General features: G+C 72.3%; 9 protein-coding genes and 1 riboswitch. Of the genes, 5 read left to right on the top strand and 4 right to left on the bottom strand.

The annotated features are described in order from the left end of the window. Positions 1 to 23 precede the first annotated feature (23 nt). Positions 24 to 821, bottom strand: a complete 798-nt coding sequence (locus tag ACFWBT_RS02680) for a tyrosine-protein phosphatase (protein ID WP_385694922.1) — start codon at positions 819 to 821, stop codon at positions 24 to 26. Positions 822 to 1,670: 849 nt separating this feature from the next. Then, positions 1,671 to 1,828: riboswitch (cyclic di-AMP (ydaO/yuaA leader) on the top strand. A gap of 4 nt (positions 1,829 to 1,832) precedes the next feature. Between ACFWBT_RS02680 and ACFWBT_RS02675 the strand changes: the two genes are divergently transcribed. Together ACFWBT_RS02675 and ACFWBT_RS02670 are read left to right on the top strand one after the other, a co-directional pair. Further along, positions 1,833 to 2,741, top strand: coding sequence for a peptidoglycan DD-metalloendopeptidase family protein (locus tag ACFWBT_RS02675; RefSeq protein WP_385694919.1), 909 nt, complete (start codon positions 1,833 to 1,835; stop codon positions 2,739 to 2,741). Between the two features lie 325 nt (positions 2,742 to 3,066). Then, positions 3,067 to 3,852, top strand: a complete 786-nt coding sequence (locus tag ACFWBT_RS02670; RefSeq protein WP_266765948.1) for an SGNH/GDSL hydrolase family protein — start codon at positions 3,067 to 3,069, stop codon at positions 3,850 to 3,852. A gap of 337 nt (positions 3,853 to 4,189) precedes the next feature. Here the strand turns inward: ACFWBT_RS02670 and ACFWBT_RS02665 are convergent, their stop codons facing one another. The 3 genes from ACFWBT_RS02665 to ACFWBT_RS02655 all read right to left on the bottom strand — a co-directional run bounded on the left by ACFWBT_RS02665 (position 4,190) and on the right by ACFWBT_RS02655 (position 8,032). Further along, entirely contained in the window at positions 4,190 to 4,810 is a 621-nt protein-coding gene (locus tag ACFWBT_RS02665) for a TetR/AcrR family transcriptional regulator (protein ID WP_385694916.1), read from the bottom strand. Between the two features lie 427 nt (positions 4,811 to 5,237). Beyond that, positions 5,238 to 6,416, bottom strand: a complete 1,179-nt coding sequence (locus ACFWBT_RS02660; protein WP_385694914.1) for a Glu/Leu/Phe/Val dehydrogenase dimerization domain-containing protein — start codon at positions 6,414 to 6,416, stop codon at positions 5,238 to 5,240. Further along, entirely contained in the window at positions 6,413 to 8,032 is a 1,620-nt protein-coding gene (locus ACFWBT_RS02655; protein ID WP_385694911.1) for a thiamine pyrophosphate-dependent enzyme, read from the bottom strand. Before ACFWBT_RS02655 ends, ACFWBT_RS02660 begins: the two co-directional genes overlap by 4 nt. A gap of 400 nt (positions 8,033 to 8,432) precedes the next feature. Between ACFWBT_RS02655 and ACFWBT_RS02650 the strand changes: the two genes are divergently transcribed. From ACFWBT_RS02650 to ACFWBT_RS02640, 3 genes are all read left to right on the top strand, one after another. Beyond that, the gene (locus tag ACFWBT_RS02650; RefSeq protein ID WP_385694908.1) at positions 8,433 to 9,650 is read left to right on the top strand and encodes an MBL fold metallo-hydrolase; all 1,218 of its coding nucleotides are present in this window, start codon (positions 8,433 to 8,435) and stop codon (positions 9,648 to 9,650) included. Between the two features lie 346 nt (positions 9,651 to 9,996). Next, positions 9,997 to 12,075 (top strand): ATP-binding protein, encoded by a 2,079-nt coding sequence (locus ACFWBT_RS02645; RefSeq protein WP_385694905.1) that lies wholly within the window; start codon positions 9,997 to 9,999, stop codon positions 12,073 to 12,075. Positions 12,076 to 12,143: 68 nt separating this feature from the next. Then, on the top strand, positions 12,144 to 12,578 hold the full coding sequence (locus tag ACFWBT_RS02640; RefSeq protein ID WP_266847992.1) for a roadblock/LC7 domain-containing protein: 435 nt from the start codon (positions 12,144 to 12,146) through the stop codon (positions 12,576 to 12,578). Positions 12,579 to 12,580 lie beyond the last annotated feature (2 nt).

Genomic DNA, 12,580 nt, shown 5'->3' with positions numbered 1-12,580 from the left:
CGTGCCCGGGCCCGGCGCGCGGCTCAGTCCAGCAGTCGCTCGCGCAGGCGCTCCCGCAGCTCCGGCGTCATGCCCAGGCCCTGCTCCAGGTAGACGTCGACGCTGCCCCAGGTCTCCTCGATCGCCTCGAAGGCGGCCGTCAGGTACTCCGCGCGCGCGTCGAACAGGGGGCTGAGCAGCTCCATGATCTCGGGGGAGTACGCGGAGGCCGAGGAGTTGGTGCGGTGCACCCTGTAGCGGCGGTGCGCGGCGTTCGACTCCAGGTAGTCGGCCACGATCGCGTCCTGCTCGACACCGAGGGCGAGCAGGGTGATGGCGATGGACAGTCCGGCGCGGTCCTTGCCGGCCGCGCAGTGCATCAGCGCGGGCACGCTGTCCTCGGCCATCGCGCGCAGCACCTGGGAGTGCTCGGCCGTGCGCTCCTTGATGATCCTGCGGTACGAGCCGATCATGCGGTTCGCGCCCTTGCCGTCGCCGAGGATCGCGTGCAGCTGGTCCAGGTCGCCGTCGCGGACCATCTTCCAGAACTCGCTGCCGTCGGCCGGGTCGGACAGGGGCAGATTCACGTTCCGCACGCCCGGCAGCTCGACGTCCGGGCCCTCCAGCTTCTGATCCGCGGCGTTGCGGAAGTCGAAGATCGTGTGGAGCCCCAGGGAGGCGAGGAACGCGGCGTCCTCCTCCGTGGCGTGCGCGAGGTGGCCGCTGCGGAACAGGTGCCCGTAGCGCACTCGTCGGCCGTCCGCGGTGGGCAGTCCGCCCACGTCGCGGAAGTTGCGCACTCCGCCGAGCTCGGGCTCGGTCGACGGGACCTGCTGCGTCACGGGGGCTCCTCCCATTCGGCCGTCGGCGTCGCCCGGCTGGACTCGGGCGACTCGTCGGCGGTTGTCTTCGGCTCGCGCTCTCGACGATACGACATGGGTTCCTGAGGCAATGAGTTGTCCACAGCCGCAGGCTTCAGGACGAGGCACCCATGATCATGTCGACCCCGATCGGGCCTGTTCGACGCCGCCGGGGCCGATGACCGAGATCGGCGCGGATGCCCGGACCTGGCCTCGTTCCGGGGTGAGTGCCGGTCACGCGACACACGTCTCCGACCGTGCGGCGGCCACGGCGCGCGTCACCGAACGCTACGAGCCGCCGCGCCCGCACCGGGCCCGGGGATCACGCGCGGCGCCCCCGCCGCGCCGAGGGGGCGCCATGCCGGTCCGGCCGCATGGCTCCGGATGGGCGAGCTGGTTTCCGACATAAGTGCACAAGTGCTACTAAAGCCGTCAAATCGTCCTAGATGGGGCGTCGTCGCATCACGGCGTGCGGATCGGACTCCGCGAGGGGCTGGATGTGATGGATATCCACCGACGTCGCATGTGACTGTTCTGTCCGAAATAGCGCCTTCATTCCAACTGTCCCTGAAATAAGGCACCGTGGGACGAGTCGCGTGAGGAGCGTCATATTCGTGACGATGCGTTGCCGTCCCCATTTCTCAACCCGCCCGCATTCCCGGGCGGGTTGAGGGGCCGTAAAGATCGTCATTCCACAGAGGGTGACGGCAATTCCCGCATGGATCAAGAAAGGTGAGCGCACAGAAACCGCACATAGTTGTCGACGCGCTCTCATCTCGCTTACGTTCTGCCTCAATCCGGACGGACGCCCAATCCTGCCGCCGCCCGGAATCCGCACACTCACCCGTACATGGCAGGAGCGGGGGACCCACAGGTTCCGTGCCTGGTCCGGTCTCCGGAACAGGCTAGGGGTACAGCCGCGCAGCAGCGTGGCCGGGCATCTCCAGCCCGCACCCGACAGCTCACCTCGCAGGCGCCGGAGAGGAATTCGTCATGCCCGCCAAGGGTAAGCACCGCCGTCCGAAGTCCCTGCGTTTCACCCGCTCGATCGCCGTGGCCGGCACCGGTGGCGCCGCGCTCGCGCTGCCTCTGATGGGAGCCACGGGCGCCCACGCCGCGACCCCGGCCACCGCCGTCGCGCAGCACGTCGAGAAGGCCGCGACCGCCGCTCCCGCGGCCAAGAAGGTCGCCACGACGAAGACGTACGCGGTGAAGTCCGGCGACTACCTCTCGAAGATCGCCGACGATCAGAACGTCACCGGCGGCTGGAAGAAGATCTACTCCGACAACCGCTCGGCCATCGGCAGCGACCCGTCGCTGATCCACCCCGGTCTGAAGCTGTCGCTCGGCAAGAAGGCCGCCTTCGCCGGCGCCACCCACTCGTCCACCCGGACGAAGGCCCCTGCGACGAAGGCCCCTGCGGCGAAGGCCCCCGCGGCCAAGGCCGAGAAGGTGACCACGGCTACCAACGCGGCCTCCGCCAGCAGCAGTTCCGGCTACACCCTGCCCGTCGACGGCGCCACCCTCGGCACCAGCTACAAGCTGGCGGGCAGCATGTGGTCCAGCGGTTACCACACGGGCGTGGACTTCGTGGTCCCGACCGGCACCACGATCAAGTCCATCGCCGCGGGCACGGTCGTCTCCGCGGGCTGGGGCGGCGCCTACGGCAACCAGGTCGTCATCCAGCACGCCGACGGCCGGTACTCCCAGTACGCCCACATGTCGTCCCTGTCCGTCTCGGCGGGGCAGAGCGTGACCGAGGGCCAGCAGGTCGGCCTCTCCGGCGCGACCGGCAACGTCACCGGACCGCACCTGCACTTCGAGGTCCGCACCACGCCGGACTACGGCTCGGACGTCGACCCCGTCGCGTACCTGCGCGCGCACGGTGTCACCGTCGGCTGACGCCCAGCCCTGCTCCTGAAGCCAAGCCCTGCTCCTGACGGCAGGACTGTCTCCGAAGGCCGGACCCCACGATCCCCGGGGTCCGGCCTTCGGAGTTTCCCGTACAAGGCGCGTGACCGCCGCGCGGCGATTCCCATGATTTCCGCTGCCCGTGGGTGGTCGCTGCCTCAACAGCCTTGATCGGAGCCCTATTCCGGAGTTGACCAATACTTGGCCAGTGGCCTATCTCACCGCACGTCAACCCCTCCCTACGGTCGCGTAGCTCACATCCGAGGGTGAATCATTGCTCGATGTGGCAGACGATTCGAAGAGTGACAACAGATCAGTGATCGGGTCGTACGTGGCGGTGGGGGACAGCTTCACCGAGGGCGTCGGCGACCCTGGGCCCGACGGGGCCTTCGTCGGTTGGGCGGACCGGTTCGCGGTCCTTCTCGCGGACCGGCGTCCCGAGGGCGATTTCACCTATACCAATCTCGCCGTGCGCGGCAAACTGCTCGACCAGATCGTCGAGACCCAGCTCCTGCGGGCGAAGGAACTCGGCCCGGACCTGGTCTCGTTCTGCGCGGGCGGCAACGACATCATCCGGCCCGGCACCGACCCCGACGAGGTCGCGGAGCGCTTCGAGCGCGCGATCATCGACCTCACCTCCGCCGTCGGCACCGTCATGGTGACCACCGGCTTCGACACCCGTGGCGTCCCCGTGCTCAAGCATCTGCGCGGCAAGATCGCCACGTACAACGGACATGTGCGGGCCATCGCGGACCGCTACGGTTGTCCCGTCCTCGACCTCTGGTCCCTGAAGACGATCCAGGACCGCCGTGCCTGGGACGGCGACCGCCTGCACCTCTCGCCCGAGGGCCACACCCGGGTCGCGCTCCGTGCCGGACAGGTGCTCGGCCTCGAGGTGCCCGCCGACCCGGATCAGCCCTGGCCGCCCCTGCCGCCGCGCGGCACGCTCGAGATGCGGCGCGACAATATCCAGTGGGCGCGCGAGTACCTGGTGCCGTGGATCGGACGGCGGCTGCGCGGGGAGTCCTCGGGCGACCACGTGGCGGCCAAGGGTGCCCTGTCACCGGACGACATCAAGATGCGCATCGAGTCGGTGGCCTGAGCCGCGACGACCTCCGTCGCGGCGCCACAGGCGGCGAGGGTACGGGCCGACTCGGCCGGTCGGGCGCAGGCCGGGCGACGGCGCCCGGGACGGACCGGGCCGACCGGTGAGGTGACGGCGACGGAGTGGCGCGGACGGGGCAGCGGGGCTGGGCACACGAGAACGGGCACCGGCACACGGAAGTGGGGCACGGGCACGGGCGCACAGGAGTGGGGCACAGACACCGGCGCACGGAAGTGGGTCGCGGGCACCGGCGCACAGGAGTGGGGCACACACACGGGCGCACGGAAGTGGGGCACGGGCACCGGCGCACGGAACTGGGGAACCGTGCCCTGCCCTAGCGCACCGCCGCCACCAACGCCTCGCGTTCGAGGCCCAGTTCGCGGGCGAGGGCCTCGTCCGCCCACTCCTGGGTCCGCGCCCGTGACACGGCGCCGTCGTACGCCGTCATCTGGACGGCCAGGCCGTCCAGCAGCGCCGTGAGCCGGAGGGCCGCACTCGTGGGGTCCGGGCAGCGGAACTCGCCCGCGGCCACGCCCTCCGCGATGACCTCGGTGATCGCGGCCTTCCACTGCCTGTCCAGATCGCGGGTGACCTCGCGCAGCGCGGGCTCGCGCAGGGCGGCGGCCCAGCCCTCGATCCACAGGCGCCAGCCCTTTGCCTGGCCGGTCGGGGCGTACCAGCGCACGGCCGTACGGAGGCGTCGCAGGGCGGTCGTACGGCGGCCGAGCAGCTTGCGGAGATGGGCGAGGTCGTCCTCGGCCGCGTAGGTGAACGCGGCGGCGACCAGCTTCTCCTTCGTCGAGAAGTGGTACAGCACCAGCGCGTTGCTCACCCCGAGGGACGAGGCCACGTCGGCGATCCGTACCGCCGCCACGCCCCGCGCCTCGATCTGTTCGACGGCGGCCCGCAACAACTCCTCACGCCGCTCCGCCACGCTCAACCGCACTCTCGCCACGCGGCAACCCTACACAGAGCCCCCTCGGGAGAGACCCCGAGGGAGTTGACGCCTTCCTCGGCTCCCTCGGCGGTCCGGCCCGTTCGGGCGGCTGCGGCCGGCCTCAGGACGGCTCCGTGCGCCCGACACGTCCGTACGCGGACGTCTGAAGGCCTGGGGCCGTCCTTCACGCCGCACCGTGAGCACACCCCTGGCCGGTGGGTTCGGAGCGGCCGATCCGGCGGAGGGCAGGCCCGTACCGGGCGGCCTCCCGTATCGGGCGGCCTCGTACTCCAGCGTCGACCCGAACGCGGACCATCCGGCGTCGTGGACGGACTTGGGCAGGCGCGTACGGGCGAGCCAGTCGACCGCCAGGTCCTCGACGGCACCCCGACGACGGGACGCGGGGCGGGTGTTCAGGGGCTACGCGGCCGTGGCTACGCGGCCGTCATCCGTACCACCCGAACCGCTCCGCGATGACCGGCAGCCGGTCGGTGACGATGGCGTGGGCGGCGGCCCGCGGCGTCGTGCCGTCGGCCTCGGCGCGGGCGAGCGTCTGGTCGATCAGGGCGCGCATCGAGCGCCGGGTGTGGGCGAACGCCTCGTCCGCGTCGGCGCCGATGTCGCCGAACAGCGTCCACCACCACCAGGCGTTCGTGCCGGAGTTGACCACCACGTCCGGCAGGACGGTGACCCCGCGCGCGGCGAGCAGGGTCTCCGCGTCCGCCAGGACGGGCATGTTGGCCGCCTCCACGATCCAACGGGCCCTGATCGCCTGCTGGTTCGTCGTGTCGATCGCGTACGACACGGCGGCGGGCACCAGAACCTCGGCATCGGCGGACAGCCAGGCGTCACCGGGGAGTTCACGGTCGGCGGCGCGCAGCACCCCGCGGTCGACCGTCCCGTACGCGTCCCGCCCGGCGAGCAGCGCCTCGACGTCGAGGCCGTCCGGGTTCGCGATCGTTCCCTTGACGTCGGCGACGGCCACGATGCTGAGCCCCGCACGGGACAGGAAGCGCGCCGTGGCCCCGCCCATGGTGCCGAGGCCCTGCACGGCGACGCGTGTACCGGCGTACTCCACCCCGGCCCGGTCCAGGGCCGCGAGGACCGACTCGGCGACGCCGCAGCCGCCGACCAGTTCGTCGAGGCCGATGCCGTCCACCTCGACCGCGAAGGCGTCCGCGAGCCGTCCGCGGGCCGCCGTCTCGTCGTCGAGCAGCGGGTACACGGCCTGGATGGACGAGACGAGCCCGGCCTCCTCGGCCGCCCGGTCGACCAGGTCCTGGGTGAGCCCGAGGTCCTCGCCGGTGGTCCAGAAAGCCTCGATGTACGGGCGCATGGCGCGCAGGTAGCGCACCAGCAGGCCGTACGCCGCCGGGTCCTGGGGATCGCAGTCGATACCGCCCTTGGCGCCGCCCAGCGGGATGTACCGGCCCTCGGGGTTGTAGTGCAGAGCCTCTTTCATGGTCATGCCCCGGGCGAGCCCGGTGACCTCCTCCAGCGTGCAGCCGGGCCGCATCCGCAGACCGCCGCTGGAGACGCCGCGCACGAGCCGGTCGACGACGAGGAAGCCCGGGCGGCCGGTGACATGGTCCGTCCAGGTGAGCGTCATCAGGGGGGCGGTCATCGGGTCTCCTCGGGGATGGCGATCAGGGTGGGGCCGGGGGTGCGCAGTGCCTCGGTGAGCGCGGCGGTCAGCTCGTCCGGGCTGCACGCGTGCGTGCCCTGTCCTCCGTAGGCGCGGGCCAGGGCGGGCAGGTCGACCGGTGCGAGGTCGACCGCCGTGGGGGTGTCGCCCCGGGCGGCCATCTCGTCGCGGATCTCCCCGTAGCCGCCGTTGTCGAACACCACGACGGGCAGCGGGAGGTGGAGCTGTGCCGCGGTCGCCAGTTCCTGCACCGTGAACTGGAGGCCGCCGTCCCCGCTGAGTGCCACCACCTGGCGGTCGGGGCAGGCGGTCCTGGCGCCGATCGCCGCGGGCAGCGCGTAGCCGAGTGTGCCGAAGCCGGTCGGGTGAAGATAGCGGCCCTCGGGGCCGAGCGGGAGGTGCGGGAGCGCTCCGTAGTAGCAGCACTGGGCGCTGTCCGAGGTGATCACGGCGTCTTCGGCGAGGACGGAACGGACGGCCCGCAGGTACGGGATCCAGCGGGCGTCGCGCCGTGCGGTCTCGGCGTTCCGCGCCGCCCGCAGGACTCCGGCCCGCAGGACGGGGTCCTCGTCCGCCACGCGCGCGTGGCGGCGCGGGCCGCCGGGCCCCTCCACGGCCGCGAGCAGGGCCGTCAGGGAGACCCGGGCGTCGCCGACGACGGCGATGTCCGCGGGGAGGCCCGCGTACATCTGGTCCGGGTCCAGGTCCACGCGGATCAGCGTGCCGTTCAGGGCGGGCGGCGCGGTCCACAGATCGGACTCGGCGAGTTCGGTGCCGACGGCGAGCACGGCGTCGCGTTCCGCGAGCCAGCCCAGGACCGAGGGGCTGTGGAGGGACACGCCGAGGGACAGCGGGTGGGTCTCGGGGACGATCCCCTTGCCGTTGGCCGTGGTGAGGACGGGAGCGCCCAACTCCTCGGCGAGGGCGAGGCCCGGGACGGCCGCGCCGCGCGCTCCGCCGCCGAGCACGAGCGCCGGACGGCGTGCCCCGCGCAGGGCTTCGGCGGCCCGCTCCACGGCCGCCGCGTCGGGGGCGAGGGGGAGCACGGGAGGGGTGACGCGGACGGGGCCCGTCTCCTCGGCGGCCTCCAGGAGATCGAGGGGTATCTCGATGTGCGCGGGGCGCGGCCGGCGGGTGCGGAACAGGGTGAAGGCGCGCGCCACCGCCGCGTCGATCTCCGCGATCGAGGACACGCGGTGGCTGAAGGCGGCCACGCCCCGCAGGGTCTCCGTCTGGCTGCGCGTCTCGTGCAGCAGACCGGTCGCGAGACGGGGGTGGCGCAGGGGCATCCCGGGGGAGACGACGAGCAGCGGCACGCTGTCCGAGTAGGCCTGGCCGACGGCTGCCGCCGCGTTCAGGAGGGCGGGTCCGGTCGTCGTGATCACGACACCCGGGCGATGGGTCACGCGCGCGTAGGCGTCGGCGGCGTATCCGGCTCCCTGCTCGTGGCGCGTCAGGAGGTGCCGGATGCCGTACGCGGACAGGTGCCGGTAGATCTCCAGGTTGTGCGTTCCGGGGATGCCGAAGACCTGGGTCACGGCGTGGCCGCACAGGGCGCGCACGAGGGCCTCGCCGCCGGTGATCGTCTCGCCCATCACGGGCTCCGCGCGATGACGCGCCGCACGATGTCCGGGACGTCCCCGGTCACCGTCGGCCCGGCGTGATGGTCGGACACGGTGCCTCCAGGGAGCGGACGGGCGGACGCGACCCGTGGGCCACGGGTACGAGTCCCAGACTACTGAATCATGAGTCAGTATCGGAATGAGGGTCGGGTCATGTCAACGCACGGGATCGACCACCGGGTGGGGGCGCCCGGGGAGGCTCGTCGCGCGGTGGTGTACGAGAACGTTTCGCTTCCGAGGAAGAACCGCGTGCGCGCCGGGGTTGAGCACTTACAGACCCGGGGCCGCGGACATCGCGCTGTGACCGGGGGACCGGCGCTGTCAGAGGCGACGACCATAATGAAAGCCTGACCGACTCCTTCTGGAGGTATCCGTGACCGGTTTCCGTACCCTGAGCTCCGGGCTCCGCGCGCTGCGGCCCGCCGCCTTCGGCGCGGATCCGGGGGGTGCGCGCATGGAGCGCATCCGCAACTCACCGAACTTCGCGGACGGTGTCTTCCAGAACCCGGAGCCTGCCCGGACCCGCCCCGACGGCTCGATGGTGGAGTTCGCGAAGGTCTACTTCCGCAGTGAGGAGCGCGCCCACCGCGCCCCGATCGGCACGGTGCCGGTGCACGCCACGACCCTCGCCGACCTGGCCAGACCCGCCCCGACCGGGCTGCGGCTCACCTGGATGGGGCACTCCAGCGTCCTCGCCGAGATCGACGGCCACCGCGTGCTGTTCGACCCGGTCTGGGGTGAGCGCTGTTCTCCGTTCGCCTTCGCCGGTCCCAAGCGGCTGCATCCGGTGCCCCTGCCGCTGGCCGCGCTCGGCCCGGTCGACGTCGTGGTGATCTCGCACGACCACTACGACCACCTCGACCTGCCCACGATCAAGGCGCTGGCCGACACGGACACGGTGTTCGCGGTGCCGCTCGGCGTCGGCGCCCACCTGGAGCACTGGGGCATCTCGGCGGACCGCGTGCGCGAGCTGGACTGGCAGGAGTCGACGAAGGTCGGCGGGATCACCCTGACGGCGACACCGGCGCGCCATTTCTGCGGTCGCGGACTGCGCAACACGCAGCACACCCTGTGGGCCTCCTGGGTCGCCGAGGGCGATGCCCACCGGATCTACCACAGCGGTGACACCGGCTACTTCGGCGGCTTCAAGGACATCGGCGCCGCCCACGGCCCGTTCGACGCCACGATGATCCAGATCGGCGCCTACAGCGAGTTCTGGCCCGACATCCACATGACGCCCGAGGAGGGCATGCGTTCCCACCTCGACCTCCAGGGCGGGCGGCCCTCCGGAGTGATGCTGCCGATCCACTGGGCGACGTTCAACCTCTCGACCCACGCCTGGGCCGACCCGGGAGAGGGCACGGTGGCCGCCGCCCGCGCGGTCGGAGCGCGTGTCGCGCTGCCGCGGCCCGGCGAGCCCTTCGAGCCCACGGCCGAGACCGTCCCCTCGGAGCCGTGGTGGCGTGGTGTGGCCCGTGCGCCGAAGGGCGGCTGGCCGGTCGTCGAGGAGACCGTCGCCGACACGCCGGGTGACGTCGGGAGCACCCCTGCGGAGGGCACCGGAGAGCCGGAAACGGTCCCTGCGGGCTGATCACGCGATCTACGGCGAGGGCCGAGGAGCGAAATGCTCCTCGGCCCTCGCCTTTGTTTGCGACCGCTTCTGACCAGCTCCGATCGAATTCAGCTGCGGTGTGAACGGGTGTCCGACGGCGTTATCGGTCAGTCGTACGACGGCTCATACCAGGGCGGGATGTCGGCCGGGGGAGTTTGTCAACAGCCCACCGCACATGACGCGTTGGCGACTACTGTCAGTTGCCGTCGGGCGACGCAGGGCCGATTTTTTCGGCTCTCTCGACCGGCACCGCGATGGCACATGCCCGAGTCGCGCAGACCCGCGGGAGCCCCGTGCCCCCGACGCATCCAGTACGAGGACGCCGATGTCTCACCTTCGCGCACCGGCCGCACGCGCAGACCGCCGTGAGGGCGGACGGCACGGACGACCGGTCGCCCGTGCCACCTCTTCGCTGCCCGAGACGCACCTGCGGCCCCAGCTGCTGCGCCTCGCGGTACTGCCGCCGACCGCGGTGGCCCTCAGCGCGTGCGCCGCCGTACTGTTCACCGTCCGCTCCACCGGCGCCCGGCCCGGCCTCACCCTGTGGGCCGTCCTGGCCGGCGCCGTGAGCGTGGCCCTGGCCGGCATCCTGATCGCCGCCGTGGCAGCCGATCGCGCCGCCACGTCCGTCCGGGAACGCGTAGGAGCCCTGCGTCGCGCCAGCGCCCGCACCGAGACCGATCTGCGCGCCGTCGTCGAGGCGCTGCGCCGCGGCGAGAACCCGCCCGAGCGCAAGACGCGCCCCCGGGCTCCCGCGGACGCCGACGAATTCGAACTGCTCGCCGCGGACATGTCCCGTGCCCACGACGGCGCCGTCGCCGCCGTCGTGCAGGCCGCGCAGCTCTCCAGCCCCACCGGCAGCGAACAGAAGGTCGAGGTCTTCGTCAATCTCGCCCGGCGCCTGCAGTCCCTCGTGCACCGCGAGATCTCCATCCTCGACGAGCTGGAGAACGAGATCGAGGACCCGGACCTCCTCAAGGGGCTCTTCCACGTCGACCACCTCGCCACCCGGATCAGGCGCCACGCCGAGAACCTGGCCGTGCTCGGCGGCGCCGTCTCACGCCGACAGTGGAGCAACCCCGTCTCCATGACCGAGGTGCTGCGCTCCGCGATCGCCGAGGTCGAGCAGTACTCGCGGGTCAAACTCGTGCCCCCGATCGAAGGCACCCTGCGCGGCCACGCGGTCGCCGACGTCATCCACCTGCTCGCCGAACTCGTCGAGAACGCCACGGTGTTCTCCGCCCCGCACACCCAAGTGCTGCTGCGCGTCAATCTGGTCACCTCGGGACTGGCCATCGAGGTGGAGGACCGCGGGCTCGGCATGCAGCCGGGCGAACAGAACACGATGAACGCCCTGCTCACCGACCCCGACCAGGTCAGCGTCGCCGGCCTGCTCCAGGACGGGCGCATCGGTCTGTTCGTGGTCTCGCAGCTCGCCCGCAGGCACGGCATCCACGTCCGGCTCCAGAGCAACATCTACGGCGGTGTCCAGGCCGTACTCGTCGTCCCGCAGGCGCTGTTGGGCGCGAGGCCGGGTGCTCCGGGAGACGGGGGCGTGACGCAGGGGCCGCCTCAGGAGACGGGCGGCGGGACCCGGCCGTCCCTCGGACCCGGGCCCACACAGCCCGCACCGGCGCAGATCCCGGCCGCTCCCGCGGGCCGCATGGTCGCCCCCGTGCCACGGCAGTCGCAGCGGGAGCCGGTGCGGGGGGAGCGGACACCTCCGCGCGTCGCCCCGGGCGAGCCGGTCGCGGGACGCGGCGGTCCCACGCCGCTCCCCGTGCGCGGCGCCCGCGCGGAGCGGCCCAATCCGGCCGAGGCCGTGCCCGGCATCCGCCCCGAGGACCGGCTCACCGCCGCCGAGAACGCGGCCATGCCGCCCACCCCGCGCTCCGGCGCCGTCCGCGGCACCATGGGCAAGCCCCATCTGCCCAAGCGGCGGGCTCAGGAGCACCTCGTTCCCCAGCTGCGCGAAGGGCCCGCTCCCCGCCAGGACTCGGAGTACGTCGTCGGGCACGACCCGGGTCTCATGGCGGCGTTCCAGCGCGGGATCGGGCTCGCCGAGGCCGTCCACGCGGACACGGCGGGCCGGGAGGAGCCGGAGCCGGCCCGGGGGGCGTCGGCGTCGGCCGCCCCGGCGTCGTTCCCCGACCGGGCGCGCCTGGAGCGGCCGCGCCTGGAAGCACCGCGCGCGGACGGTGCGGCGCGGGTCCACGGGGAGTCCTCCACGGACACCCCTCTCAGCGGCGGCGACCCCAGCGACGTACCCCTGAAGTACGGCACCCCGACGGCGTTCCTGGGCGAAGCCCGCACGACGCACGCGCCCGCGCCGCACGCAGAGCGCGACACCACGTCCGGACACGACCGCACCACCCGGCACGACGGGAGCGCACCGGCCGGATGACCACCCCCACCCCCACCCCCACCCCCACCGCTCCCGCGGACCTTCGTACCTCAAGGAGTCGATCCCCCATGGCGAGCGATGCGCCGACCGGCCACGTATCCGATCTCGACTGGCTGATGAGCGGCCTCGTCCAGCGCGTACCCCACACCACGAGCGCGGTGCTGCTCTCCTGCGACGGTCTCGTGAAGTCGGTCCATGGCCTGGACCCGGACAGTGCCGACCACATGGCCGCGCTGGCCTCCGGCCTCTACTCCCTCGGGCGCAGCGCGGGCGTGCGCTTCGGGGACGGCGGCGAGGTGCGCCAGGTCGTGGTCGAACTCGACTCGACCCTCCTGTTCGTCTCCACGGCAGGCTCCGGTACCTGTCTCGCCGTGCTCGCGGGCCGCGAGGCCGACGCGGCCGTGCTCGGCTACGAGATGGCGATGCTGGTCAAGAGCGTCCGCCCCTATCTGATCACCGCGCCCCGGCAGCACACCGTCGAACCCCCGGCGATGAGGCCTTGAGC

This window comes from Streptomyces sp. NPDC060027, from assembly GCF_042737005.1.
Classification (GTDB): domain Bacteria; phylum Actinomycetota; class Actinomycetes; order Streptomycetales; family Streptomycetaceae; genus Streptomyces.
The sequence above is the reverse complement of the archived record's forward strand: the minus strand, read 5'-3'. Positions and strand labels throughout refer to the sequence as shown.

Excerpts from the sequence above, each read along its gene's own strand:
- ACFWBT_RS02655 (WP_385694911.1), bottom strand. The coding sequence starts at position 8,032 with ATGGGCGAGACGATCACCGGCGGCGAGGCCCTCGTGCGCGCCCTGTGC.
- ACFWBT_RS02660 (WP_385694914.1), bottom strand. The coding sequence starts at position 6,416 with ATGACCGCCCCCCTGATGACGCTCACCTGGACGGACCATGTCACCGGC.
- ACFWBT_RS02640 (WP_266847992.1), top strand. The coding sequence starts at position 12,144 with ATGGCGAGCGATGCGCCGACCGGCCACGTATCCGATCTCGACTGGCTG.
- ACFWBT_RS02675 (WP_385694919.1), top strand. The coding sequence starts at position 1,833 with ATGCCCGCCAAGGGTAAGCACCGCCGTCCGAAGTCCCTGCGTTTCACC.
- ACFWBT_RS02645 (WP_385694905.1), top strand. The coding sequence starts at position 9,997 with ATGTCTCACCTTCGCGCACCGGCCGCACGCGCAGACCGCCGTGAGGGC.